21 protein-coding genes are annotated in these 25,054 nt (G+C 63.0%); 8 read left to right on the forward strand and 13 right to left on the reverse strand.

The window, feature by feature from the left end:
- The first annotated feature begins 1 nt into the window (after position 1).
- The 5 genes from OU994_RS30280 to panB all read left to right on the forward strand — a co-directional run bounded on the left by OU994_RS30280 (position 2) and on the right by panB (position 3,995).
- Positions 2–670 (forward strand): HAD family phosphatase, encoded by a 669-nt coding sequence (locus OU994_RS30280; protein WP_281608916.1) that lies wholly within the window; start codon positions 2–4, stop codon positions 668–670.
- Positions 663–2,168, forward strand: coding sequence for a polynucleotide adenylyltransferase PcnB (gene pcnB / locus OU994_RS30285; protein WP_281608917.1), 1,506 nt, complete (start codon positions 663–665; stop codon positions 2,166–2,168). Before OU994_RS30280 ends, pcnB begins: the two co-directional genes overlap by 8 nt.
- Entirely contained in the window at positions 2,168–2,656 is a 489-nt protein-coding gene (gene folK, locus OU994_RS30290; RefSeq protein WP_281608918.1) for a 2-amino-4-hydroxy-6-hydroxymethyldihydropteridine diphosphokinase, read from the forward strand. The genes pcnB and folK overlap by 1 nt, the downstream gene beginning before the upstream one ends.
- Before the next feature lie 6 nt (positions 2,657–2,662).
- Positions 2,663–3,010, forward strand: a complete 348-nt coding sequence (locus tag OU994_RS30295; protein ID WP_281608919.1) for a DMT family protein — start codon at positions 2,663–2,665, stop codon at positions 3,008–3,010.
- Between the two features lie 97 nt (positions 3,011–3,107).
- Positions 3,108–3,995, forward strand: a complete 888-nt coding sequence (gene panB, locus OU994_RS30300) for a 3-methyl-2-oxobutanoate hydroxymethyltransferase (protein ID WP_281608920.1) — start codon at positions 3,108–3,110, stop codon at positions 3,993–3,995.
- A gap of 395 nt (positions 3,996–4,390) precedes the next feature.
- Here panB and OU994_RS30305 read toward each other — a convergent pair whose 3' ends face one another.
- Complete coding sequence (locus OU994_RS30305; protein WP_281608921.1) at positions 4,391–5,329, reverse strand: zinc-binding dehydrogenase; 939 nt, start codon at positions 5,327–5,329, stop codon at positions 4,391–4,393.
- A gap of 101 nt (positions 5,330–5,430) precedes the next feature.
- Here OU994_RS30305 and OU994_RS30310 point away from each other — a divergent pair, with 101 nt between their 5' ends.
- Entirely contained in the window at positions 5,431–5,880 is a 450-nt protein-coding gene (locus OU994_RS30310; RefSeq protein ID WP_281608922.1) for a MarR family winged helix-turn-helix transcriptional regulator, read from the forward strand.
- Positions 5,881–5,958: 78 nt separating this feature from the next.
- Here the strand turns inward: OU994_RS30310 and OU994_RS30315 are convergent, their stop codons facing one another.
- On the reverse strand, positions 5,959–7,446 hold the full coding sequence (locus OU994_RS30315) for an aldehyde dehydrogenase (RefSeq protein ID WP_281608923.1): 1,488 nt from the start codon (positions 7,444–7,446) through the stop codon (positions 5,959–5,961).
- A 200-nt stretch (positions 7,447–7,646) separates the two neighbouring features.
- Between OU994_RS30315 and OU994_RS30320 the strand changes: the two genes are divergently transcribed.
- Positions 7,647–9,185, forward strand: a complete 1,539-nt coding sequence (locus OU994_RS30320) for a catalase (RefSeq protein ID WP_373922511.1) — start codon at positions 7,647–7,649, stop codon at positions 9,183–9,185.
- Positions 9,186–9,246: 61 nt separating this feature from the next.
- Here OU994_RS30320 and OU994_RS30325 read toward each other — a convergent pair whose 3' ends face one another.
- Complete coding sequence (locus OU994_RS30325; RefSeq protein WP_281608924.1) at positions 9,247–9,978, reverse strand: PEP-CTERM sorting domain-containing protein; 732 nt, start codon at positions 9,976–9,978, stop codon at positions 9,247–9,249.
- A gap of 292 nt (positions 9,979–10,270) precedes the next feature.
- Between OU994_RS30325 and OU994_RS30330 the strand changes: the two genes are divergently transcribed.
- Complete coding sequence (locus tag OU994_RS30330; RefSeq protein WP_281608925.1) at positions 10,271–11,734, forward strand: sodium:solute symporter family protein; 1,464 nt, start codon at positions 10,271–10,273, stop codon at positions 11,732–11,734.
- A 4-nt stretch (positions 11,735–11,738) separates the two neighbouring features.
- Here the strand turns inward: OU994_RS30330 and OU994_RS30335 are convergent, their stop codons facing one another.
- The 10 genes from OU994_RS30335 to OU994_RS30385 form a co-directional block, all read right to left on the reverse strand.
- Positions 11,739–12,392, reverse strand: a complete 654-nt coding sequence (locus OU994_RS30335) for a hypothetical protein (protein ID WP_281608926.1) — start codon at positions 12,390–12,392, stop codon at positions 11,739–11,741.
- A 146-nt stretch (positions 12,393–12,538) separates the two neighbouring features.
- Positions 12,539–13,948, reverse strand: coding sequence for an aspartate aminotransferase family protein (locus OU994_RS30340; RefSeq protein WP_281608927.1), 1,410 nt, complete (start codon positions 13,946–13,948; stop codon positions 12,539–12,541).
- A 179-nt stretch (positions 13,949–14,127) separates the two neighbouring features.
- On the reverse strand, positions 14,128–15,498 hold the full coding sequence (locus tag OU994_RS30345; RefSeq protein WP_131143707.1) for a glutamine synthetase family protein: 1,371 nt from the start codon (positions 15,496–15,498) through the stop codon (positions 14,128–14,130).
- A 118-nt stretch (positions 15,499–15,616) separates the two neighbouring features.
- A complete protein-coding gene (locus OU994_RS30350) occupies positions 15,617–16,381 on the reverse strand; it encodes a gamma-glutamyl-gamma-aminobutyrate hydrolase family protein (protein ID WP_281608928.1) in 765 nt (254 codons plus the stop codon).
- 179 nt (positions 16,382–16,560) lie between these two features.
- The gene (locus OU994_RS30355) at positions 16,561–16,962 is read right to left on the reverse strand and encodes a type II TA system antitoxin MqsA family protein (RefSeq protein ID WP_281608929.1); all 402 of its coding nucleotides are present in this window, start codon (positions 16,960–16,962) and stop codon (positions 16,561–16,563) included.
- Between the two features lie 656 nt (positions 16,963–17,618).
- Positions 17,619–17,924 (reverse strand): hypothetical protein, encoded by a 306-nt coding sequence (locus tag OU994_RS30360; RefSeq protein ID WP_281608930.1) that lies wholly within the window; start codon positions 17,922–17,924, stop codon positions 17,619–17,621.
- A 183-nt stretch (positions 17,925–18,107) separates the two neighbouring features.
- On the reverse strand, positions 18,108–18,962 hold the full coding sequence (locus tag OU994_RS30365; RefSeq protein ID WP_281608931.1) for a hypothetical protein: 855 nt from the start codon (positions 18,960–18,962) through the stop codon (positions 18,108–18,110).
- A gap of 135 nt (positions 18,963–19,097) precedes the next feature.
- The gene (locus OU994_RS30370) at positions 19,098–19,841 is read right to left on the reverse strand and encodes a hypothetical protein (protein WP_281608932.1); all 744 of its coding nucleotides are present in this window, start codon (positions 19,839–19,841) and stop codon (positions 19,098–19,100) included.
- Positions 19,842–21,137: 1,296 nt separating this feature from the next.
- Positions 21,138–23,819: a nitrate reductase gene (locus OU994_RS30380; protein ID WP_281608933.1), complete on the reverse strand. Its 2,682-nt coding sequence runs from the start codon at positions 23,817–23,819 to the stop codon at positions 21,138–21,140.
- 20 nt (positions 23,820–23,839) lie between these two features.
- Positions 23,840–25,045, reverse strand: a complete 1,206-nt coding sequence (locus tag OU994_RS30385) for an NAD(P)/FAD-dependent oxidoreductase (RefSeq protein WP_131143701.1) — start codon at positions 25,043–25,045, stop codon at positions 23,840–23,842.
- Positions 25,046–25,054: the final 9 nt, after the last annotated feature.

Below are 25,054 nucleotides of genomic sequence, written 5' to 3' on the forward strand. Positions count from 1 at the left end.
CATGAACCTGGCCCTTTTCGACCTCGACCACACCCTGCTGCCCATCGATTCCGACTACGAGTGGGGGCAGTTCCTGTGCCGCCAGGGCGCCGTCGATGCCGCCGCCTTTGCGCATCGCAACGACCAGTTCTTCGCCCAGTACCAGGCCGGCACCCTGGATCCGGTGGAATACCTGGAGTTCGCGCTGGGCACGCTGGCCACGTTCGAACCGGAGCGGCTGGCCGCGCTGCAGCAGCAGTTCATGGCCGAGGTGATCGAACCGAACATCACGCCCGCGGCACGCGCGCTGCTCCAGCGGCACCTCGACGCCGGCGACATGGTGGCCATCGTCACGGCCACCAATCACTTCGTCACCGCGCCGATCGCGAAAGCGTTCGGCGTCGATCACCTGATCGCGGCAATGCCGGAAATCGTCGATGGCCGCATCACCGGCCGCCTCGCCGGCAAGCCCACGCAGGGCGAGGGCAAGATCCTGCATACCAGGGCATGGCTGGACCAGATGGGGAAAACGCTCGAGCATTTCGACAGCGTGTATTTCTACAGCGACTCGCACAACGACCTGCCGCTGCTGTCGATCGTCTCGCATCCGGTCGCCACCAACCCGAATGCCGTCCTGACCCGCCACGCCAACGAGCGCGGCTGGGCTTTACTCCAACTATTCAATGATTAAGAAATTCATCCGCAAGATCCTGGGCGTCAAGGATGCCCACAACAGCAGCGAACCTGAAATCCTGGGCCCGGAGCAGCACGGCATCGACCCGAAAATGGTGTCGTCGAACGCGGTCCGCGTCACGTCCACGCTGCAGGAAGCGGGCTTCGAGGCCTTCGTGGTGGGCGGCGCCGTGCGCGACCTGCTGCTGGGCGTGAAGCCCAAGGACTTCGACATCGCCACCAACGCCACGCCCGAGCAGGTCAAGAAGCTGTTCCGCCGCGCCTTCATCATCGGCCGCCGCTTCCAGATCGTGCACGTGATGTTCGGGCAGGACCTGCTGGAAGTGACCACCTTCCGCGGCAGCGCCATCGACAACGCGCCGAAGGATGAACACGGCCGCGTGCTGCGCGACAATACCTTCGGCAGCCAGGCCGAGGATGCGGAGCGCCGCGACTTCACCATCAACGCCATGTACTACAACCCGGCCACCCAGCAGGTGCTCGATTACCACGGCGGTATCCGCGATATCCGCGCCAAGCTGCTGCGCATCATCGGCCAGCCGGAAACGCGCTACCGGGAAGACCCGGTGCGCATGCTGCGCGTGGTGCGCTTCGCCGCCAAGCTGAGATTCGAGATCGAGCCGACCACCAATGCGCCGATCGCCGTGATGGCGCCGCTGATCAACAACGTGCCGGCCGCCCGCGTGTTCGACGAGATGCTCAAGCTCCTGATGAGCGGCAGCGCCCTGGCGTGCCTGCTGCAGCTGCGCAAGGCCGGCCTGCACCATGGCCTGCTGCCGCTGCTGGACGTGGTGCTCGAGCAGCCGCTGGGCTTCAAGTTCGTGACGCTGGCGCTGGAAGCGACGGACAAGCGCATCGCTTCCGGCAAGACCGTGTCGCCGGGCTTCCTGTTCGCCTCGCTGCTGTGGCACCAGGTGCTGGAAAAGTGGAATGCCTACCAGGCCTCCGGCGAATTCCCGATCCCCGCGCTGCACATTGCCGCGGACGAAGTGCTGGAATCGCAGACCGAGAAGCTGGCGCTGCAGCGCAAGATCGGTTCCGACATGCGCGACATCTGGGCCATGCAGCCGCGCTTCGAGCGCCGCAACGGCAAGAATCCGTACAAGCTGCTGGAACACGTGCGCTTCCGCGCCGGCTACGATTTCCTGCTGCTGCGCTGCGCTTCCGGCGAGATCGAGCAGGAGCTGGGCGACTGGTGGAGCGCGTTCTACGAAGCCGACGAAACGGTCCGCGCCGAGATGGTGACGGCCATTTCCAGCGGCGGTGCGGCGAGCAAGCGCAAGCGCGCACCACGCCGCGGCACGCGCCATGAGGAAGGCGCCGAAGCCGTGGAAGCCGCCGACGACGACGGCTTCGAAGGCGACGAGTTGCATGCCGAAGGCGAACACGAAGGCGACACGGCGGCGGCCCCGAAGCGCCGCCGCCGCGGCCCGCGCCGCAAGCGCGGCGAAGGCGGCGCGCCGGACACGGCCCCGACCACGCCCACCATCGACTGATGGCAGCGGAAGCGTTGGAAGCGTTCATCGGCATCGGCGCCAATCTGGGCGACGCGCGCGCCAACGCGATCGATGCCATCGCACGGCTGCGGCGCGTGCCCGGGATCGTCGTCACCGCCGTTTCCGGCCTGTACCGCACGGCGCCGGTCGATTCCTCCGGCGACGACTACATCAACGCCGTGGCCCGCATCGACACCACGCTGGCGCCGCACGCGCTGCTGGAGGCGCTGTTCGCGATCGAGCGGGAGCACGGCCGCGAACGCCCCTACCGCAACGCGCCGCGCACGCTGGACCTCGACCTGCTGCTGTATGGCGCCGACATCATCGACACCCCCACGCTGGCCGTGCCGCATCCGCGCATGACGCAGCGCGCGTTCGTGCTGGCGCCGCTGCTGGAAATCGCGCCGGACGTTGCCGTCCCCGGCCTCGGCGCCGCCGCATCGTTCGCGCCGGACGTTGCCGGCCAGCGCATCGAACGCCTCGACTGAGCCGCCATGCAGATTCCCGTCATCGTGCAGACCGCCGGCCTGCTGACCCTGTCGAACATCTTCATGACGGTCGCCTGGTACGGCCACCTGAAGAATTTCTCCACCAAGGCCTGGTACGTGGCGGCCTTCGCCAGCTGGGGCATCGCGCTGTTCGAATACCTGCTGCAGGTGCCGGCCAACCGGATCGGCTACACGCAATACAGCCTGGCGCAGCTGAAGATCATGCAGGAAGTGATCACGCTCTCCGTGTTCGTACCCTTCGCCATGATCTACATGAACGAGCCGTTCAAGACCGACTACATCTGGGCGGGCCTGTGCCTGGTCGGCGCCGTGTATTTCATCTTCCGGTCCTGAAGCCGCCTGGTAAAGCTGCTCCCCGGGGCCCACTTCTGCACGGTCGTTCGCTTGGGGTTTAGAATACGCGCCGTAACGATTTTATTAGAGGACTTCCATGTCTGGTTATCTGCAGGGTAGTGATTTGTCCGGCGCCGCACAGGGTGCTGCAAAAGCGACAAGCGGCACGCCGGCACCGGCAAAAGCGGTGGCGAACAAGGCCGTCACGATTCCCTCGCTGGGCGCACTGCGCGCCGCCGGCGAAAAAATCTCCATGCTGACGTGCTACGACGCCAGCTTTGCCGCGCTGATGGACAAGAGCGGCGTTGAAATCCTGCTGATCGGCGATTCGCTGGGCATGGTCTGCAATGGCCACTCGTCCACGCTGCCCGTCACCGTGCAAGAAGTGGCCTACCACACGGCCGCCGTGGCGCGCGGTGCGAAGTCCGCGATGATCATGGCCGACCTGCCGTTCGGCAGCTACGGCACGCCGGAACAGGCCCTGGCCAGCTGCGTGCAGCTGATGCAGGCCGGCGCCCACATCGTCAAGATCGAAGGCGCCGGCTGGCTGGCCGACACGGTGCGCTTCCTCGTCGAGCGCGGCGTGCCGGTATGCGCCCATATCGGCCTGACGCCCCAGTTCGTGCACCAGCTGGGCGGCTACAAGGTGCAGGGCAAGACCGTGGAAAGCGCCGATGCGCTGAAGGCCGATGCCTTGAAACTGCAGGCCGCCGGCGCCTCGATCGTACTGCTCGAAGCCGTGCCATCCACCGTCGGCAAGGCCGTCACCGAAGCGCTGACGATCCCCACCATCGGCATCGGCGCCGGCCCCGACTGCTCCGGCCAGGTGCTGGTGATGCACGACCTGCTGGGCGTATTCCCCGGCCGCAAGGCCCGCTTCGTGCGCAACTTCATGGATGGCCAGCCGACCATCGAAGCGGCCTTCACCGCCTACGTTGCCGCCGTCAAGGATGGCAGCTTCCCCGCGCTCGAGCACTGCTTCTAAGCGAAGTTGCCCGGTAAATGGGCGGTCCGCCGAGGCCTGTCACCGTTGTTGAAAACCGGTGACAGGGTCCAACGCCGCTTGGATAGCCCACCCCAAGTGCAGAGTCCGGGGTCAGAGAGGAGTACTGGCTGGCAGGCCAGTACCGCTACGCCGGCAAGGAGCGATGCTCCTTGAAACCCCGGCTACGCCCCGCCGGGGTGAAGCAGGGGTTTCGCGAAGCGTGCTTCGCGCCTGCGGAACGATGCTGGCATGCATGCCAGCATTCCTTCCTGACCCCAGCCCTTCGCTGTTGGGGTGAACGCATGCGCTTTCAATGTGCCGGGTAACGCGCTCAACTTAACGGCTGTGACAGGCTCCTAATATCTGGAACCTCCATCGTCTTCCTGCAGCGTTCTTCACGGCACGAAGACCAGCCGCGTGCCGTGGCTCGCCTCGCACCACGCCTGCTCCACGCCACTGAGCGGCGCGACCCTGGCGTCGATGCGGAAGGTGCCGCGGACGATCTCCGTTGCCAGCGCGGGCAGCTCGCTGAGGATCGCGCGGTGCGATACCGAACCGTGCCCGCTCCCCACGATCTCGACATTGGCGCCACGCAGCAGCGCACCCGGCAGCGGCGCGATATCGCCGGCCATGGAGCCGATGTGCAGCCACGTGATCGGTGCGCCGCGGTCCTTTCGCCGCCGCAGTACCGTTTCCATGATGAGAACGGCCGGCTCGCCCCACACGAAATCGAGCACCACGTCCACCTCGGCGGCAAGCTCGCCCAGCCGCGCATCGCCGAGGGTCACGCAAGCGGTGGCGCCGAGTTCGCGCAGCCTGGCCAGCCTGCCTTCGTCGCGGCCGGCCGCGATCACCTGCTCCGCGCCCAGGTGCCGGGCGACCTGCACCGCCATGTTCCCCGAACTGCCGGTGGCCCCGAGGATCAGCACGCTCTGGACCGCCTGGAACGGCACGCGGCAGCGCAGCGCGAGCCAGGACGCCATCGCCGGATTCATCGCGGCGGCGATGGTGACGGGGTCGCAATCGCCAGGCAACTCGATACTGTCGGCCAGCGCGATCACGGTCTTGTCGGCCATCGTGCCCATCCGGTCCGGCGCCTGGACGAAGTAGCGCAGCTTGCCTTCCGTGCCGCGCCCCACCCCGTCGACACCGGCCACCAGCGGCGGCCGGCCGGTGCTCGAGTAATGCGCCCCCGCGGCCCGCCCGCGGGTGATGTGGTGCAGGCCGGCGGCCAGGACCTCGACCAGCATTTCGCCGGGCATTTCCGGCACGGGTTCGCCGATCTCGGTGTAGCGCGGCGGATGGTCGAACGATGTGATGACGGCAGCTTTCAAGGGATTCTCCCGGTGGATGATGCGTACGATAAAAGTTCGGAAAGTTCGTATTACGATCTAATATTGAGTCGCATTGCGAACTATGTCAAGATACGATCACGATGACAAAGCAGAAATCCACGAATCCGGGAACCCAGCCCGGGAAAGACCTGGCGGACGCGCTGGTGCCGGCCGCCTTCGCGACCATGGCCGTGCTGAACAGAATCGGTGCCGAACATGACCTGTCGCTCACACTGATGCGGGTACTCGGCATCCTGTCCGACCGGCGTCCCCGCATGGTGGAGCTGGCCGACTACCTGGGGCTGGAGAAGCAGACGATGTCGGGACTTATCGCCCGGGCGGAAAAGCGCGGCCTGGTGGGCCGCGCACCGAACGTGCAAGATGGCAGGGCTACCGACGTGTTCCTGACCGAAGAGGGAGCCAGCCTGTTCGGCCAGCTGCACGGCCAGATGCTGGAGGCGCTGGCGCCGCTCACCGGGGGGCTCGGCGCGGCGGACCAGCAACGGCTGACGGAACTGCTCGAGCGCATGCTGGCGGCCCGGCAGCGATGATGCCTGGCGTCGCGCCAGCCGTCACCGCGTGGCCCGCATGGACTGGATGGACTGGATGCGCCGGCCGGACGACCGGGCCTACACCTGGATCCAGGTAGTCTTCAACTCCGTGTACTTGTCGAACGCATGCAGCGATTTGTCGCGGCCGTTGCCGGATTGCTTGTAGCCGCCGAACGGCACGGTGATGTCGTCGTTGTCGTACTGGTTGACGTGCACGGTGCCGGCGCGCAGCGCGCGCGAGGTCCGGATGGCCTTCGACAGGTCCGCCGTCCACACGGCCGCGTGCAAGCCGTACGGGGTAGCATTGGCCTGCTTCACCGCGTCGTCGAGCGAGGTAAAGCTCAGCACGGACAGCACCGGGCCGAAGATCTCTTCGCGGGCGATGCTCATGCCGGCATCGACGCCATCGAAGATCGTCGGCGCCACGTAATAGCCGCCGCTGTCGAGCCGCACGCGTTCGCCGCCGGCCAGCAGCCGCGCGCCGGCCTGCTTGCCTTCGCCGATGTATTTCATGATCGTGGCCAGCTGGATCTCGTCGACGATGGCACCCATCACCGTGTTCGCATCGAGCGGGTCGCCCGGCGTGAAGTCCGGCACCATGGCCAGCGCCTTGTCGAGGAAACGCTCGCGGATCGGCTCTTCCACGAACAGGCGCGACGGCGCATTGCAGCTCTCGCCCTGGTTGAAGAAGATCGAGCCGATCGAGGCCGCCACGGCCGCATCCAGGTCCGGGCAGTCGGCGCAGACGATGTTGGCGGACTTGCCGCCCAGTTCCGTCCACGCGCGCTTCAGGTTGGTCTGCCCCGCCATCTGCACGATCTGCTTGCCCACGCGGGTCGAGCCCGTGAACGCGATGCAGTCGACATCCATGTGCAGCGCCAGCGCACTGCCCGCTTCGTTGCCATAGCCGGGCAGCACGTTGAACACGCCGGGCGGAATGCCCGCCTCCAGCGCCAGTTCGGCCAGCCGCAATGCCGTCAGCGGTGATTTTTCCGAAGGCTTGAGCACCACGCTGTTGCCCGCCGCCAGCGCCGGCGCGATCTTCCACGACGCCATCAGCATCGGATAATTCCACGGCACGATCGCGCCGACAACGCCGACCGGCTCGCGCGTGACCAGCGCCAGGCTGTCGGCCGGCGTGGGCGCGATCTCGCCATACAGCTTGTCGATCGCTTCGCCATACCAGCGGATGCAGTTCGCCGCCCCTGCCAGGTCGACAGCCAGGCTGTACTTGACCGGCTTGCCCATGTCGAGCGTTTCCAGCAGCGCCAGTTCGTCGCGGTGCTGCAGCATCAGGTCGGCGAACTTCACCAGGATGCGCTTGCGCGCCGCGGGGGCCATGCCGGCCCAGCGGCCATCCTCGAACGCCGCGCGCGCCGCGGCGACGGCCACTTCCACATCTTCCGGACCGCAGCGGGCGACCGGGCCGAGATCGCGGCCATCGACCGGCGAGCGGTTGCCGAATTGCTGGCCGGTGCTCGACCAGGTGCGCTGGCCGCCGATGAAGGCGCGGCCGTCGATGTGCAGCGCGCGGGCGCGCTCGTGCCAGCTGGCGGAATCGTTCATGGCTGTCTCCTTGAAGTGTCCGCCGATTCTACCGCCCCGTATCGTCCCCGATCGCCCCTTAGCGTCCCTTCTCGTCCACGCGATCGACAAGGAATTAACTATCAGATCGATAGTGACAATGAATTTCCATAATGACAGGCCGATCGATAGTATAAGCCTTCCTTAAACATTAGATTTGATAGGTAGAGTATATGGAGTTCATGGCTTCCAGGCCAGGCCGCGCACTGCTGTGCGCCATGGCCATCGTTTCCGCGCTGACGTCGCTGTCGACCGGCGCCCATGCCCAAACGCTGACGAAAGACAATGGCGCCCCCGTCGGCGACAACCAGAACAGCCAGACGGCCGGCCGCGGCGGCCCGACGCTGCTGCAGGACGTGCACCTGGTGCAAAAGCTGCAGCGCTTCGACCGCGAGCGGATTCCCGAGCGCGTGGTGCACGCGACCGGCACCGGTGCCCACGGCACCTTTACCACCACCGACGACCTGTCCGACCTGACCAGGGCAAAGCTGTTCGCCCAGGGCACGGTCACGCCCGTGTTCGTGCGCTTCTCCACCGTGATCCCGGGCCGTTCGGGCGCCGAGACCACGCGCGACCCGCGCGGTTTCGCCACCAAGTTCTATACGCAGGAAGGTAACTGGGACCTGGTCGGCAACAACCTGCCGATCTTCTTCATCCGTGACGCGATCAAGTTTCCCGACATGATCCACGCACTGAAGCCGGATCCCGTGACCAACGTGCAGGAACCGGAACGCGTGTTCGACTTCTTCTCGCACGTGCCGGAAGCCACGGCGATGCTGACCCGCGTGTACTCGAACTGGGGCACGCCGGCCAACTACCGCCAGATGAACGGCAGCAGCGTGCATGCGCTGAAGCTGGTCAACGCCAAGGGCGACTACGTGTACGCCAAGTTCGCCTGGAAATCGCGCCAGGGCGAGCGCAACCTGCGCCCGCAGGAAATTCCCGCCATCCAGGGCAAGAGCACCAGCCATGCCACGGTGGACCTGTATGAGTCGATCAATGCGGGCAAGTTCCCGACCTGGGACCTGACGGTGCAGGTGCTGAAACCGCAAGACCTCGACAAGTTCGCCTTCGATCCGCTGGACGCCACCAAGACCTGGCCGGACATCCCCGAGCGCAAGGTGGGCACGATGGTGCTGAACAAGGTGCCGGACAACTTCTTCGAGGCCACCGAGCAGGTCGCGATGGCGCCGGGTAACCTGGTGCCGGGCATCGAGGCTTCGGAAGACCGCATGCTGCAGGGTCGCCTGTTCTCGTACGTGGACACGCAATTCCACCGCCTGGGCGCGAACTTCCAGTCGCTGCCGATCAACAAGCCGCTGGTCCCGGTGCGCAACCACCAGCAGGATGGCGCGATGAACATCGACGGCCGCAAGGGCACGGTGAACTACCAGCCGAGCCGCATCGCCAACCTGGCCGAAGACCCGAATGCCCGCGGCAGCAATCTGCCGCTGGCCGGCACCACGCAGCAGCAGCGCATCGCGAAAACGCTGAACTTCCAGCAGGCCGGCGATTACTACCGCGCACTCTCGGCACAGGACAAGAATGACCTGATCGCCAACCTGTCCGGCGACCTGAAGCGCGTGAAGAACCAGGCCAGCCTGTACACCATGCTGTCGCACTTCCACAAGGCCGATGCCGACTACGGCAAGCGCCTGGCGAAGGCGGTAGGTGCCGATGGCGCCAGGGTGGCCGAACTGGCCGCGGCGCTGAAGGAATAAGCGTACAGGAATGGCGCCGGGTGGCTTCGATGACCTGGCGCCGCCTGGCAACGGCACAGCCTTACCGCGCCAGCCGTTTTTTCCCGAGCACGGCCGCGGCCGCGAGCCCGGCAACCGCCAGCAATGGCAGGCTGCCGGGCTCGGGCACTTCCAGGCCGAACCGCTGCGAGAATACCAGCAGCGACACCGTGTGGGCCCGGTCGGTCGCCCATACCAGCGCATCCTTGTGGATCCATAGCTCGGCCTGCGACGGGAAGCCCGCAGCTTGCACCGCCGGAACCGCCCCGAGTGGGAAATACCAGTCCGCGGAGTTGCCGTTCCATGGCGCGCCGGGCAACGCCACCGGGCCGGCGATGTCCGGGCTGACGGCGGCATCGCCGACATGGACGCCACGGTTTTCCAGCCGCATGTCGATCGCGTTGCCCTGCGTGGCCAGCACCGCGCCAGCCCGTGCGGGATCCAGCGCGGCCGCGCGAAAGCGCATCCGCAGGCCGGCGAAGGCCGGTGCGCCGCCGCCCTCGCCCCGTACCGTCAACGCGCCGCCCCCCACCTCGAACCTCAGCCAGGTCCCGGCAGCGGGCCCGCCGGCAAGCGCGGTCACGTCGATCGCCGCGGGATCGAAAATGCGCAGCGGATCCGACGCGCGGAAGCTGGCGCTGAAGTTCGTGAACGCCAGGCCGCCTGCGCCCAGCGTGCCGCCGGAAAGCAGCGTGGACAGCGGTATCGCCTGCGCACTCTCCGCCACGCTGGCGGACAGCACCGTTGCCCCGATCAACTGCCAGACCTGTTTCATGATGGGCTCCTTGGGAAAGTGGGACCGCCGGCCGGCTGGCCGTGCGGCTCGCCAGACTGCATGCTTTGGATACTTTGATCTCGCATAAGCCATGCCACGTCCACCACGCCCCGCACCGCCTCGGCGCCCGGCAGGACGCGTCAAGTTTCCCGACGACCGGCGCCGGGCCGGCTGTTCCCCCTTACAACATCCGGCGGCCAATCGCCCGTAAAGTTGCTGCCGCGGCCGCATCCTGCCTTTATAATCCGGGATTTTCCGCCCGCATTTTTCCGCCCCCGAAAGTTCCAAACGCATGAACACCACCCTGATCATTTTCGTCGCGCTCTATCTCCTGGGAACGCTGGGCCTCGGCATGTGGGCGGGCACGCGGATCAAGAACACGAGCGACTTCGCCGTCGCCGGCCGCAGCCTGCCGCTGATCATGGTCATCACGACAACTTTCGCCACCTGGTTCGGCGCCGAGACCGTGATGGGCGTGCCGGCGAAATTCGTGCAGGGCGGCCTGAACGCGGTGATCGAAGACCCGTTCGGCGCCGGCACCTGCCTGATCCTGGTCGGCCTGTTCTTCGCCACCAAACTGTATAAACTGAATTTGCTGACGATCGGCGACTACTACCGCCAGCGCTACGGCAAGGGCATCGAGGTATTCTGCTCGGTGGCGATCATCCTCAGCTACCTGGGCTGGGTGGCGGCGCAGATCACCGCGCTGGGCCTCGTGTTCACGGTGCTGACGAACGGCGCGCTGGCGCCGGCCGCAGGCATGGTGATCGGCACGCTGGCCGTGCTGATCTACGTGGTGGTCGGCGGCTTCCTGGCGGTGGCGGTGACCGACTTCATCCAGATGATCGTGCTGGTGGTGGGCATGACGATCATCGCGTTCTTCGCGGCCGACCTGGCCGGCGGCGCCGGCAACGTGCTGGACATGGCGCAGCGTGCCGACCTGTGGCGCCTGCTGCCGGAGCCCACCTTCACCGATATCGTGTTCTTCTTCGCCGCCGCGATCACCATGATGTTCGGCAGCATTCCGCAGCAGGACGTGTTCCAGCGCGTGATGTCCGCCAAGGATGCGCCCACCGCCCGCACCGGCGCGGTGATCGGCGGCGCCAGCTACATCATTTTCGGTTTCGTGCCGATGTTCATCGTGGCGGCGGCGGTCGTGGTGATGGGCGACAGCGCGATGGAACTGGCCAAGAACGACTACCAGCGCCTGCTGCCCACCTTCGTGATGACGAAGATGCCGCTGGTGATGCAGATCCTGTTCTTCGGCGCGCTGCTGTCGGCCATCAAGAGCACCTCGTCGGCCACCCTGCTGGCGCCATCGACGAGCTTCGTGGAAAACATCCTGAAGAACCTGCGCCCCGGCATGAGCGACAAGCAGCAGCTGCTGGCAATGCGCGTCACGATCGTGATCTTCGCCGCGCTGGTGCTGGCGTACGCGATCGCCATGCAGGGCACGTCGATCTATGAACTGGTGTCGTCCGCCTACCAGGTGACGCTGGTGGGCGCCTTCATTCCGCTGGTGATGGGGCTGTACTGGCGCCGCGCCACCACGCAGGGTGCGATCCTGTCGATCGGTGCCGGCATCCTGGTGTGGGTGCTGTTCTTCCCGCAGATATCAAGCTGGGGCGAAGCGTTCCCGGGCCAGCTGGCCGGCCTGCTGGCCGCGCTGGCCGGCATGATCATCGGTTCGCTGGCGCCGCAGGTGCTCAAGAACCGGCAGGAGGCAGCCGTCCACGTGCCGCGTGCCGCCTCCTGAAATGTCAGCTAGATTGCCGCCGCCGGCTACGTCCAGCGAACAAAAGTAACGATGCCCCGGTCATCCACATCAGGTAGGCCTCTGGCTCCGGGACGGACGAAACGACACGGAACGAAGTGACGTTTCCAGACGCTATAAGATAGCCCTGAGTGCTATTATAAACATAAGTAATATTACTGTCTGGCAGAAAACCAGTCCATTGGTCGGGCGCAGGCAGGTACCCGTTCAGGGGTCGGTAAGGGTCATCGACGAAGATGAAATATGCTGTCGATCCCGCAGAACTACTATCCGGTGCACCGTAGGCGTATCCCCCAATGCGCAACTCGCTTCCTTCCCATGTTTCGAGACGGAGGTCCTGATCCAATGTCACGAGCTCGGGATTGTTTTCGAATTGGAACGCCAAACTGAAATTTTCCCAGAGAAGAAATCCATTCGGGCCGTCGGTATACATGAGCTGTGTGGTGTCATAAGTGAAGTACCCGGTGACAGTCTCGCCAACCGATATATCGAACCCGTGGTCGTCAGAGCTCTCTACTTGAAAAGAATTTTCTTTAATATTGCTGACTTGCATCTTGTATTCAATGGTGACGGGAGCTGCAATGGCTTGCCCTCCCAAACATCCAAAAGCTAATGCAACGAGAGCGAAGATTTTTTTCATAAAAGCCTTAATTCAGGTGAGTGAATAACCACACGATAAACTGCGATAAATTTTACTTATTTATCAACGCTTAATTCTCGTGAATTGTCACAGCTCCCGGATTATGCTTCACTGCGGATTTGAGCGCCGGCAGCTAGTCGCTCGGCTCAGCTCAGCCAGCCCCGCTCCATCACGTCGGCCAGCGTCAGGTCCAGGCAGAAGCGGATCTTCTGGATCATCTCGTCGACCTGGTCGCGTGTCATCACCAGCGGCGGCGCGATGATCATCCGGTCGCCGACGGCGCGCATGATCACGCCGTTCTCGAACATGTGCGCGCGGCACAGCATGCCCGCGCCCAGCGCCGGATCGAACTTCACCTGCTGATGCACGTTGGCGGCCTTGCGCCGGACCAGCGTGAGCCCGGCCACGAAGCCCAGGCTGTCGGCCATGCCGACCAGCGGATGCGCGGCCAGGCTGGCGAAGCGCTGCTGCAGGTAAGGGCCGGTATCGTTCGCCACGCGGTCCACCAGCCCTTCTTCCTCGAGGATGCGGATGTTTTCCAGCGCGGCCACGCAGGCCACCGGGTGCCCGGAATAAGTGAAGCCGTGATTGAAGTCGCCGCCCTTGATCAGGACATCCGCCACGCGGTCGCCCACCAGCACGCCGCCCAGCGGCACGTAGCCGGACGTGACGCCCTTCGCGAACGTGATCAGGTCCGGCCGCATGCCGTACAGGTCGGAGGCGAACCAGGTGCCCAGCCGGCCGAAGCCGGTGATCACCTCGTCGGCGATCAGCAGCACGTCGTACTTGTCGCAGATGCGGCGGATCTCGGGCCAGTACGTGGCCGGCGGGATGATGACGCCACCGGCACCCTGGACCGGTTCGCCGATGAAGGCGGCCACCTTGTCCGGCCCCAGCTCCCTGATGCGCTCTTCCAGCCAGCCCGCCGCATGGATGCCGAATTCCTCCGGCGTCATGCCGGCGCCGTAGTCGGCGTAATGGGGCTGCTCGATGTGGACGATGCCGGGAATCGGCAGCCCGCCCTGCACGTGCATGCCGCTCATGCCGCCCAGCGATGCCCCCGCCATGGTGCTGCCGTGGTAGGCATTGTGGCGGCTGATGATCACCGTGCGTTCCGGCTGCCCGGCCAGGTCCCAGTAGCGGCGCACCATGCGCACGTTGGTGTCGTTCGCTTCCGAGCCGGAACCCGTGAAGAACACGTGGTTGAAGCCGGCGGGCGCGATCTTCGCCAGCTTCGCGGCCAGCTGCACGGCCGGGATCGTGGTGGTGTTGAAGAAGCTGTTATAGAACGGCAGCGTATCCATCTGCCGCGCCACGGCCTCGGTGATGCTGCGGCGGCCATAGCCCACGTTCACGCACCACAGGCCCGACATCGCGTCGAGCGCCTTGCGCCCGTCCGAATCCCACAGGTAGATGCCGTCGCCGCGCACCATCACGCGCGCGCCCTTTTGCGCCAGCGCCGCGTGGTCCGTGAATGGATGCAGGTAGTGGGCGGTGTCGAGCCGCTGCAAGCCCTTGGTGTCCGGCAGTTCCGGCACGATCGGGGTGGTGGTCATGGTTGCCTCCTGGTGAAGGCGCGGTCACGCGGGCCACGCGACAGCCGGCCATGCGGCCGGCGAAAGTTTGCGCTGGCGGGAAAACGCCAGCGATTCAGTATAAACCGTTTACATGACCGGGAGCCAGACCCGCTGCCCCCGGTTCTGCCAGCGCATACCTTGCTGCGAAACGTGGGTCCTCAAACGTGCAGCAGCAAATGCTCCCGTTCCCAGGGACTGATGACGGTCATGAATTCCTGGTGCTCGAGGTCCTTGATGGCAGCATACACGTCGATGAAGCGCTCGCCCAGTACCCCGCGCAGCTTTTCTTCCCTGCGCAGCAGGCCCAGTGCTTCCGGCAGCCCTTGCGGCAGCTCGTACTTCATTTCATACGCGCTGCCATGGGTGATTTCGGTGGGTTCGAGATGTTCGGTCATGCCGAGGTAGCCGGCGGCCAGCGTGACGGCCAGCGCCAAGTAGGGATTGGCGTCAGAGCCGATGATGCGGTTTTCCACGCGGCGGTCCTGGATGCCCGACTCTGGCACGCGGAAGCCCACGGTGCGGTTGTCCACGCCCCACTGGATATTGATCGGCGCCGCCGTGTGGCGCACCAGCCGGCGGTACGAGTTCACATACGGCGCCACGATCGCCAGCGCGGATGGCATGTAGCGCTGCAGGCCGCCGATGTACTGCTTGAACAGCGCCGACGGCGAACCGTCCTCGTTCGAGAAGATGTTCCAGCCGGTTTTCGCGTCGACCACGCTCTGGTGGATATGCATCGCCGAACCGGGTTCGCCAGCCATCGGCTTGGCCATGAAGGTGGCGTACATATTGTGCTTCAGCGCCGCCTCGCGCAGCGTGCGCTTGAAGAAGAATACCTTGTCGGCCAGGCCGAGCGGCTCGCCGTGCAGGAAGTTGATTTCCATCTGGCCGGCGCCGATCTCGTGGATCAGCGTGTCGACGTCGAGCCCCATCAGGTCGCAGTAATCGTAGATGTCCTCGAACAGCGGATCGAATTCATTGACGGCGTCGATGCTGTACACCTGGCGCGACGTTTCGGCGCGGCCGCTGCGGCCCACCGGCGCCTTCAGCGGCAGGTCGGGATCGGAGATCTTGGCGGTCAGGTAGAACTCCAGCTCGGGTGCCACCACCGGCTTCCAGCCCTTGTCCTCGTACAGCTTGAGCACGCGGCGCAGCACCGAGCGCGGCGCGAAATCGACCAGGCGCCCATCGGCGAAATAGCAGTCGTGGATCACCTGCGCGGTGGGATCGGTGGCCCATGGCACCATCGTGATCGTGCCGGGATCCGCCTTCAGGATCATGTCGCGATCGATGTTCGAGATCGCGCGGTCGTAGGCCGGATCGTCGGTGGGGGAATTGCCGGTCACGGTCATGCCGAGGATCGCCTCGGGGATGCGCATGCCGCGCTCCTGTGTAAACTTCACGCGCGGCAGGATCTTGCCACGGGCGACGCCGGTCAGGTCCGGTACCAGGCATTCGATTTCGGTGACCCGTTTTTCGTTGAGCCACTCGTCCATGTCGGTGTAACTGAAATTCTCGCGGATAGCCACGGCTTTACTCCTTCCTTGCTCAGTAAGTCATGACACGGCCGGGTGCGGGCCGCGTCCCTCAACTTCACATGGAAGCGCAGCTATGGGATTCCGCCCGCCCAGGCCTCGTAGGTAGTCATCAGCCCCGCTCCTGGCGACGCGCCTGGAATTCGCGGCAAGCGTTGCCGAATGCCAGGAACATCTTCATGGAGTCGGGGTTTTCCGTGATGCGCCACTCGGGGTGCCATTGCACCGCCAGCGTGAAGCCATGCGCCGCATCCACGGTATAAGCTTCCACCAGCCCGTCGTGCGCCACCGCTTCCACGGTCACGCCGGGGGCCAGCTGGTCGATTCCCTGGCCATGCAGGGAATTGACGGTAATTTCCTCCGGGTTGCCCAGCATTTCGGCAAACTTGCCCCCTTTCGTCAGGTAGATCGGGTGCGCGGGACCGTACTGCACTTCCAGCGAATCGTCTTCCCTGTCGCGGTGATCCATCATGCCCGGCAATTCCTGCACGGCCTGGTGCAGCGTGCCGCCCAGCGCCACGTTGATCTCCTGGAAGCCCCGGCAGATGCCCAGCAGCGGAATCCCGCGCTTGATGGCGGCGCGGATCAGCGGCAGCGTGGTGGCATCGCGCGCCGCGTCCAGCGGCAGGGCCGGATTCCGGATCGGCTGGCCGTACAGGTCGGAATGCACGTTCGACGCCGAACCGGTCAGCATGATGCCGTCCGCCACGTGCAGCACCGCTTCCATGTCCGTCAGCTCGGCCAGCGCGGGCAGGATCAATGGCATGCAACGCGCGCCGAGGACGACGGCGTTCACATACTTGTTCTGTGCGGCATGATTCGGAAAATGCCCGATTTGCCGGGTACACGCTGGAACGAGGACGATGGGACGGCGCATATGCAACTCCGCAAACGATGACGACCGATGTTTTTAATGTAACACAAAGTGAACTATTCGATTGTTCGGTCGCGTACACAATCGAGGGAAACTCAGCAATAAGTGGCGGCAATAAGCGTTGGCAATAAGCGTTGGCAGGAAGCCCGGCAACAAGCTCGGCAATACAGGGGGCTCCCTGCTCAGCCGTGCAATTCCCCCAGCAATTCCGGATGCCGGTCCAGCAGCTTCAGCAGCCTTACCGTCGACGGATGCGGATGCGCCCTGCCGGCCTCGTAGCGCGCCATGTCGCCGCTGCCCGTGCCGAGCACGTCGTCGGCCTCGCGTGGGTCGAGCTTGAGTTTCCTGCGCACGGCGGCGATGTAGGCTGGATCGACCAGTTCGTCATCCACGCGGCGGTGGAAGGCGGCCACGAGGTCGTCGTAGCGTTCCACGGCCGCACGGTCGAGCGTCACGCCGCCGCACTGGGCGCAGTGGTAGCCGGCTACCGAAGGGATCGTGGTATGGCGGTCCTTGTAGGTGTAGGACACGCTGTGCGTATCGTGCGCCGGGTCCGGCGCACCGCAGTCGGGGCATTTCTCCATGATGGCGATTTCCTGGAAAGCTTGTCAGTCCAGGCAATTCTAGCCGCGCGGATAAGAAAATGGCGACACGGGACAAACGCCATATGGGCATGACGTTTGGCACAGCGGTTGTTTCCTATCGGAGCAAGCGCCCACCTAGGCTGGCCGTAGGTATAACAACTGGCCAGAAGCGGCTTACGATTCTGATGGGATCACGTAACGTTCTAATATTTTTATGGCTGGACGGAAAAAACTAAGTCATTTTCGAACAGCAATAAAGGCCGTGATTTCGCTCCGCTGGCCTGAAAGAAGTGCGCCTGGAAGCATGCAGGTGGCCGGCGTCGGGCCAGGGATAGCCGTTGATTTCCTTTAATGTCCCATCGTGACATGGCCGCAGCCAAGCTTCATCTACAAGCGAATGTCTGGGCGCGAGGAGCGAGATGGTCGAGATGTATAAAAGAGGAGACAACGCAGCCACCGACCAGATCGATAGTTGCCACTTACCGTCGCGATCACTGTACTCCAGTCGAGTGCGCTGTAACATCGTCGAGCGGGCCGCAATACAATCAAGCGATTGGCTCGACCAATGCTGGAGATTCAAGGGATTCTTAGTAGCGTAGTTCCTGGCAGAAAAATGACGCGCTCGCCCAATAGAGAATGGGCGAACCATCGTCTGGTTATTTTACTTTATTGAGTCTGATACCCATTGGTCCGGATATCGTATTTTCATCGATGATTGTCATAACCATTGATACTCCAGGGGCAGCCGGAGAGGATAATTTGATTTCCTTTCCATCACGCTCATAGTCAAGCTCTTGCTCCATAGACAATAGCTTGGAAATTACTTTTCCGTTCGACTTAAATGTATAGCTCGCTACAGCAAAACCATTTTGATCGCTGGCGTAGGTTCCTTCAAGTCCAGAACCACAGCCTGCCACAATAACGGCACAGAGGATAGATAGTACAAAGCTAAAGGCCTTCAAAACAATTCCTTCTTACAGATGTATATGATGCGTATCAAAAACGCAAGCAAAATGGGTATTTAACTCAATGCACCACACAACCTAGGCGCCTTGAGCTTATCACCCATAACTGCCTGTCCAATTCAGGGAAAAATCGACTTCTTACTGCATTTCGCTTGATAACGACGCGAATAAGCCAATTTTTTAGTAGCGACCGTCGTACGGCTCGAAGAATCGCGTACGAACGCGTTGAAGCATTATGGCATCGATATCTTTCAACCCCTCTTCGCCATACAGTTTTTTCAGAGTAGAGAGGTCACTTGTTGCAGGTGGAGTAAACGGAATGGAGTCTTCACGCACAATCCTAGGCGTTCCATTCACCTTGATGCCCACACTGGCTAGCAATTCCTTAAGAAAGCGCTCTTCCTCTACCAACATGTGGCTGTTCACATTGCAATCCTGTCTTCGAATGCCAGTCACTGTCCGATTAACCCAAAATTTCTTCCAGGACTCTGCAGGATTTTCGGAACAGTAGATATCTGCTGCCGCCTTCCAAAGTGCCTCGCTTTTAGCACTTCGATTCGGTCGACTATCTAGCGCGCTTGGCAAGATATAAAAGGTCGTATTGAAATTTTTGCTATGCAATGCAAGATTTTTTTCCATGGCGCCGCAGTAGCCGCAATCCAACGCAGACGCAAGAAACATTTTTCGTCCGCCACCATTCCCATATTGCACTTTGACCAACCTGTCATAGCGGATATTCTGAACGAGCGCTAGACGCAGGAATGCCAGATCATCCTGCGATATGGACTTCCCATGGACATCTTCCCATCCATTCACGTCACCGGTAATTTCCCCATTTTCGGTAAAATAGCCAAGAAATGCGCCTGAACGTTTGACTACGACGCGATAAATACCATGAACAAGGGTTTCCCTCGCTTCAAGCTCGGCCAGAGAGTGATTTGTCGTATATCCTGCAGCTACAATACGCTTCTGGTAGCTTTCCAACATTGACTTAGGCGTTGCCGACACGCCATGCGAAAAGAACAGGGCAAGCATGCTGACTACTATTGCCCTACCAAGATATCCATTCAAAGCAGATTCAATCATATATTTATAGAGACACAGCTTCCGTTAAACGGCTGCTTAATTTAGATTCCGAGCTGTTACAGTTTGAAAAAATCGACACTACAATCAAATCATATCAGGGAGGGCGCTTCCATCCTGAAGCTTCAACTGCACCTTGACGGCCTGAAATTTCACGACGCCTGAGTTCATGTCAGCATCTTGTGCATACAGGAAGATCTTGGCTTTGCCATTTGCATTATATTTCTCTACCAGCCCCTCAATCATGCGGGCTTGATCGTCTGAGGCAGCCTTGTACTTTGAAAAAGCTTCTCCGTTCGTCACTCCCAATTTGTAAGACGAACTATCGGCGAAGTAGAGGTAGCTCTTTCCGGCTGGAACGCCATTTATAGGAAAAGATTTCGACGCCATATCGATATGACTCATGCGGAAATCTGTATCAATAACAACATACCGATTATCTTTGTAGAATCCAATTTGCTGATCGATTTTCGGCTTCAAGCTCTGAAGTATCTCTTCTTTTTTAAAGGCATTCGTAGTGTTGCGATAATCACCAGAAATAATTCCAGCCAATTTTTCGTAATCAACTGGCATCCCTGAAATAGCATAATAAAGATACGCTAACTGGGTTCCAGAGTCGATTTCAGTGTACTTGTCATCAGCCATGGCTTTATCAGCCTGAGGAAGTTTTATTTCCGGAGATGCGGCTTTAGCTAGAGCATTTGTCGTGACCTCTGCCTTGCCGCTCGCTTTTTCAGCATCATTCGCGGAACCAGGATGCTCAGACTTGCCGCAAGCACTCAGGGCTAGTGCGAAAGTCGCAAAAATCGTGAATTTCGTAGCATTTTTCATTTTTAATCCCATTTAAAATTTGTTATAAAGTCGGCAGTTTATTATTTACTGGTTCAAGTATGATTACGCAGCATACAAGCCCATGGATTTTTGGACCTGCTCCCGATTCGCCATGGCGATACTCGGTGCTTCATACCGAGATTGATTGGGAGCTTGCGTTTGACCAGCGACATCTTTCTCGCACCGGTAGCAATCCGAACCCAGCATTGGCTCCAAGGACCTGCGCGCGCCTCTACGATTGAACAACCAGGAATGCGCTAGCCGACCGGCTTTCCGAGTATAAATTAGAATTGTCGCTGTAGCAACGATTATTTAATTTATGCAATTTTTGTTAGCACCCTTCGGTGACACTGTCTGAAAAGGCCGGCACAGGCTAGTCAATCACGACAAGCCGGCGTTAAAGGCATTTATCGATCGATACCGCCACACATGAGGGGTCGAGCCGATCTGTAAGGTGGATGCGGAAAACGCCGTCTGGCTACAGGCAACACCTGCGCAGCAATGTAACGCTGCCTTTGCTGCGCATGAGTTGAACGTAGTGACTGGCTGGGCATCCAGATCGAGCGTGCATGGCACGCAAATCTGCACGGGTACAAGGCGACAAGACATGGCGCCAATTGCGCCGTGAGGGAACCACTGTGGCTCGGTGCCTGGGGTAGCGCCCATCACGTAAGGCCGGCCTGCGAGACGTCATGCGCAACAAGGGCCGTCGACGGCCTAGCCCGGCGTATCGTCGGCTGGCGCGCAAGCAGCTCGACCCGAACCGATTCGTGCTCAATGTGCTAGAGCAGTCGCTGGAATGGATGTCACGGTTTCATCACCACGCCTGCTCGGACCACTCGGCCATATAACGCCAGCGGGAGCTGAGCGAACTATTCCAAGACCTGAGCGGTCAAGCCATCGTGGCCTGACTCACCAACCGGCTTTTACGAAAGCCGGGCGATTCACACGACACAGGGTACAAGTCCAGGCTTGTAGCCCCTCTTTGAAACGCATCGCGCAAGATCCGCAGCACAAACTGCTAAGTAGAATTGATGCTGAGTCACCACAGGAATAACGCAGTTGGCATCTTCCCTAGCGGCTCGCCATCGTTAGCGATGTTGGGGCCGTGATAGTTGAACAGAATGACAAAGCTGTCTTGCAGTGCGTTACCAGAATCGCTTCTTCCCTCGTGGCGCCGAACTTCGACGGAAGCCTGATTCGGGACGCCTATGTCCTAAACGAAATGGCAAGTTTTTTTCATAATTCAGTAGTGGCTTCTGCATGCCACTCGCCCGCAGACGATCCTGCAGCGCCTCAGGCAGGCACCCGCACCTCGACCAGCAACTGCCGTATCTCCGGCACGCACGAGCCGCAGTTGCCGCCCGCCTTCACGCAGGCGGTCACCTCCCCCGTGGTCTTCAGGTCATGCTCGCGGATGGCGTTGCAGATCGTGTTGCGCCCCACGCCGAAGCACGAGCACACGGTCGGCCCGGTATCGGCGCCCTGGGCCAGCGGGCGCCCCGCCAGCACGCCGGCGCGCTCGGCATCGGCCAGCGTTTCGGTCGAGAACAGCCCGGCCAGCCAGGCACGTTCGGGCAAGTCCGGGCGCGGCGACACGAAGATGCACTGGGCGATGCGGTCGTCGACGATATGCACGGCGCGATACACGCCGGCGCTGCGGTCGGCATACTCGAGCCAGTCCGCATCGTCGTCGTCGACGCCCAGCAAGCCGCGCGCCCACGTGCCGAAATCGGTGATGCGGTTGCGGCCGGCCATTTCATAGCGGGTGAAACCGGCGCCCTGCGCCCGCGTCCAGTACGCCACCTGGTCCAGGCCCAGCGGCGTGCGCGACAGCACGAAGCCATGCCATTGCACGGGGAAGCGGTCGACCATCACCGGAGTGTGCTTGAATTCCGGCTCGCCGGACACGGGATCGACCACCGGGTTCACGACGGCGCCGACGCGGGCGTCCGACGCCGTTTGCCCGTTCCAGTGGATCGGCACGAACACGCTGCCGCGGGCGATGCCGCCGCCGTGCCGCACCCGCGCCACCATGCTGCCCCATTGCGACGAGATGCGCGCCAGTTCACCGTCGCGCACGCCGCACAGCAGCGCATCCTGCGGGTGCAGGTCGACGAACGATTCCGGCGTGTGCTCGGCCAGCTTGGGCGCTCGGCCGGTGCGCGTCATCGTGTGCCACTGGTCGCGCACGCGGCCCGTGTTCAGCACCAGCGGATATTCGCCGCCAGCCGTGTTGACGGGCAGGCGCGGCACCGTCGGCACGAAGCGGGCGCGCCCGTCCGGGAACGAGAAACGCCGGTCGTCGAACACGCGGCGCCCGATCGGCCACTGCACGGGCTGCAGGGCGTCGTAAGCGGCGCGGTCGAGCGAGGCCAGCGCGCCGATGTCGAACACGCGCGGCAGGGCATCCGGTGCGTTGCGCCAGGCCGACAGGCGCGCATGCTCGGCGAAGATGTCCGACTGGTGCTGGAAATCGAAGCCGCTGTAGCCCAGCCGTTGCGCGAAGTCACACAGGATCTTCCAGTCGCCCCGCGCCTCGCCCGGCGCCGGCAGGAAGCCCCGCTGGCGCGAGATGCGGCGCTCGGAATTGGTCACCGTGCCATCCTTCTCGGCCCAGGCCAGCGCCGGCAGCAGCACGTGGGCGAAGGCGTTGGTGTCGGTGTCCAGCACCACGTCGGAAGCGATCACCAGTTCGGCTTTCGACAGCGCGCGGCGCACCTGGTCCGCATCCGGCAGGCTGACCATCGGGTTGGTGGCGATGATCCACACGGCCTTGACCTTGCCGGACTCGATCGCCTGGAACAGGTCCACGGCCTTCAGCCCGGGCTTGTCGGCGATGCGCGGCGAATCCCAGAATTCGCGCACGGCGGCGCGGTGTTCCGGCTTGTCCAGGTCCAGGTGGGCCGCCAGCATGTTGGCCAGGCCGCCCACTTCGCGCCCGCCCATCGCGTTCGGCTGGCCGGTGATCGAGAACGGGCCCATGCCCGGCTTGCCGATGCGGCCCGTGACCAGGTGGCAGTTGATGATCGCGTTCACCTTGTCGGTCCCGGCGGACGACTGGTTCACGCCCATCGAGAAGCCGGTAATCACCTTCGACGTGGCGGCAAACGATTCGTAGAACGCCAGCACGTCTTCGAGCGGCAGCCGGCAGGCTTTCGCCACCGCCTCGGGGGTGATGTCGGCAGCTTCCAGTGCCTCGTTCAGGCCGCGCGTGTGGTTGGCGATGAAGGCAGCGTCCACCGCCTCGCCGCGCGACAGGAAGGCCAGCAGGCCGTTGAACAGCCACACATCGGTGCCCGGCTTCACGGGCAGGTGCAGGTCGGCCAGCTCGCAGGTAGCGGTACGGCGCGGGTCGATGACGACCAGCTTCATGTCCGGCCGGGCTTCCTTCGCGCGCGTGATGCGCTGGAACAGGATCGGGTGGCACCACGCCAGGTTCGATCCGACCAGCACGATCATGTCGGCGCTTTCCAGGTCGTCGTAGTTGACCGGCACCAGGTCTTCGCCGAATGCCCGCTTGTGGCCCGCCACGGCGGACGACATGCATAGCCGCGAATTGGTATCGATGTTGGCGCTGCCGACGTAGCCCTTCATCAGTTTGTTCGCGACGTAATAGTCTTCCGTCAGCAACTGGCCGGACACATACAGGGCCACCGAATCCGGCCCGTGCTCGTCGACGATCGCGCGCCATTGGCCGGCGGCGCGGTCCAGCGCCTCGTCCCAGGAAACCTGCCGCAGCGTGCCGCCTGGCTGTCCACCTTCGCGAACCTGCGGATGCAGCAGCCTGCCCTCCAGGCCCAGCGTCTCGCCGAGCGCCGAGCCCTTCACGCACAGCCGGCCGAAGTTCGATGGGTGATCCACGTCGCCGGACACGGTGGCGGATTGCGGCCCCTGGGGCACGGCCTTGACGCCGCAGCCGACGCCGCAATAAGGACAGGTGGTGGCGATGGACAAGTGTTGCTGGGACAGGTTCACGATGGTTCCAATTCTCGAATTTATGCTGCCAGCGCGGGGCCGAACAGCAGCTGGTGGCGCATCGCGCTGATGTCGGCGCCGCGCTGGATCAGGTCGAAGTACCACGGCCCGTCCTGCACGTCGCCGTACAGCACGGCGCCGACCAGGCATGGCCCGTCCAGCACCAGCCGCTTGTAGACGCCGCGGCGCGCATCGCGCAGCACCAGGTCTTCGCTGCCTTCGGCGCCGATGAAGTCGCCGACCGAATACAGCTCGATGCCGGTCACCTTGAGGCGCGTGGGCGATGCCTGCTGCACATAGCGGCGGTGGCCCGCGCCGGCCAGGTGGGCGGCGCAGACCTTGGCCTGCTCCCAGATCGGCGCGACCAGGCCGAACGTGGCGCGGCGGTGCTGCACGCATTCGCCGACGGCGTACACGCGCGGATCGTACGACTGCAGCGTGTCGTCGACCACGATGGCCCGCTCGCAATGCAGGCCGGCCGATTTCGCCAGTTCGATGTTGGGGCGCACGCCGGCCGTCATGACCACCAGGTCCGCCGGGATCTCGGTGCCATCCTTGAAGCGCACGGCCGTTACGCGGTCCGGGCCGACGATCTCGGCGGTCTGCGCTTCCAGCATGAACTTCAGGCCGCGTGCCTCCAGCGCGCGCTGCAGCAGTTGCGCGGCAGGCTTGTCGAGCTGCTGGTTCATCAGCGCATCGGTCACGTGCACCACCGTGACCGCCATGCCCTGCTTGAGCAGGCCGTTGGCCGCCTCCAGCCCCAGCAGGCCGCCGCCGATCACGACGGCATGCGTGTGGTCGCGGGAAGCGGAGAGCATGCTTTCGACATCGGCGATGTCGCGGAACGCCAGCACGCCGGGCAGCTCGTGGCCCGGCACGGGAATGATGAACGGCTTCGACCCGGTGGCGATCAGCAGGCGGTCGTAGCGCACCTCGTGGCCGGACTGCGCCCGCACGATGCGGCGGCGGCGGTCGATGTGCACCACCGGGTCGCCGGCGTGCAGCGTGATGCCGTTCGCTTCGTACCACTCGCGCGTGTTGAGCATGATGTCGTCGACCGACTTCTCGCCGGCCAGCACGGGTGACAGCAGGATGCGGTTGTAGTTGCCGTGCGGTTCGGCGCCGAACACGGTGATGTCGTACAGGTCCGGCGCCAGGGCGAGCAACTCCTCGACCGTGCGCATGCCGGCCATGCCGTTGCCGACGACGACCAGGGCGGGCTTCATGGTGTCGTC

Source organism: Pseudoduganella sp. SL102 (assembly GCF_027856995.1).
GTDB classification, from domain to species: domain Bacteria; phylum Pseudomonadota; class Gammaproteobacteria; order Burkholderiales; family Burkholderiaceae_D; genus Rugamonas; species Rugamonas albidiflava.

Excerpts from the sequence above, each read along its gene's own strand:
- OU994_RS30340 (WP_281608927.1), bottom strand. The coding sequence starts at position 13,948 with ATGACCACCACCCCGATCGTGCCGGAACTGCCGGACACCAAGGGCTTG.
- OU994_RS30350 (WP_281608928.1), bottom strand. The coding sequence starts at position 16,381 with ATGCGCCGTCCCATCGTCCTCGTTCCAGCGTGTACCCGGCAAATCGGG.
- OU994_RS30365 (WP_281608931.1), bottom strand. The coding sequence starts at position 18,962 with ATGCTTGCCCTGTTCTTTTCGCATGGCGTGTCGGCAACGCCTAAGTCA.
- OU994_RS30315 (WP_281608923.1), bottom strand. The coding sequence starts at position 7,446 with ATGAACGATTCCGCCAGCTGGCACGAGCGCGCCCGCGCGCTGCACATC.
- OU994_RS30370 (WP_281608932.1), bottom strand. The coding sequence starts at position 19,841 with ATGAAAAATGCTACGAAATTCACGATTTTTGCGACTTTCGCACTAGCC.
- OU994_RS30330 (WP_281608925.1), top strand. The coding sequence starts at position 10,271 with ATGAACACCACCCTGATCATTTTCGTCGCGCTCTATCTCCTGGGAACG.
- OU994_RS30335 (WP_281608926.1), bottom strand. The coding sequence starts at position 12,392 with ATGAAAAAAATCTTCGCTCTCGTTGCATTAGCTTTTGGATGTTTGGGA.
- folK (WP_281608918.1), top strand. The coding sequence starts at position 2,168 with ATGGCAGCGGAAGCGTTGGAAGCGTTCATCGGCATCGGCGCCAATCTG.
- OU994_RS30280 (WP_281608916.1), top strand. The coding sequence starts at position 2 with ATGAACCTGGCCCTTTTCGACCTCGACCACACCCTGCTGCCCATCGAT.
- panB (WP_281608920.1), top strand. The coding sequence starts at position 3,108 with ATGTCTGGTTATCTGCAGGGTAGTGATTTGTCCGGCGCCGCACAGGGT.
- pcnB (WP_281608917.1), top strand. The coding sequence starts at position 663 with ATGATTAAGAAATTCATCCGCAAGATCCTGGGCGTCAAGGATGCCCAC.
- OU994_RS30355 (WP_281608929.1), bottom strand. The coding sequence starts at position 16,962 with ATGGAGAAATGCCCCGACTGCGGTGCGCCGGACCCGGCGCACGATACG.
- OU994_RS30385 (WP_131143701.1), bottom strand. The coding sequence starts at position 25,045 with ATGAAGCCCGCCCTGGTCGTCGTCGGCAACGGCATGGCCGGCATGCGC.
- OU994_RS30325 (WP_281608924.1), bottom strand. The coding sequence starts at position 9,978 with ATGAAACAGGTCTGGCAGTTGATCGGGGCAACGGTGCTGTCCGCCAGC.
- OU994_RS30295 (WP_281608919.1), top strand. The coding sequence starts at position 2,663 with ATGCAGATTCCCGTCATCGTGCAGACCGCCGGCCTGCTGACCCTGTCG.
- OU994_RS30310 (WP_281608922.1), top strand. The coding sequence starts at position 5,431 with ATGACAAAGCAGAAATCCACGAATCCGGGAACCCAGCCCGGGAAAGAC.
- OU994_RS30320 (WP_373922511.1), top strand. The coding sequence starts at position 7,647 with ATGGCTTCCAGGCCAGGCCGCGCACTGCTGTGCGCCATGGCCATCGTT.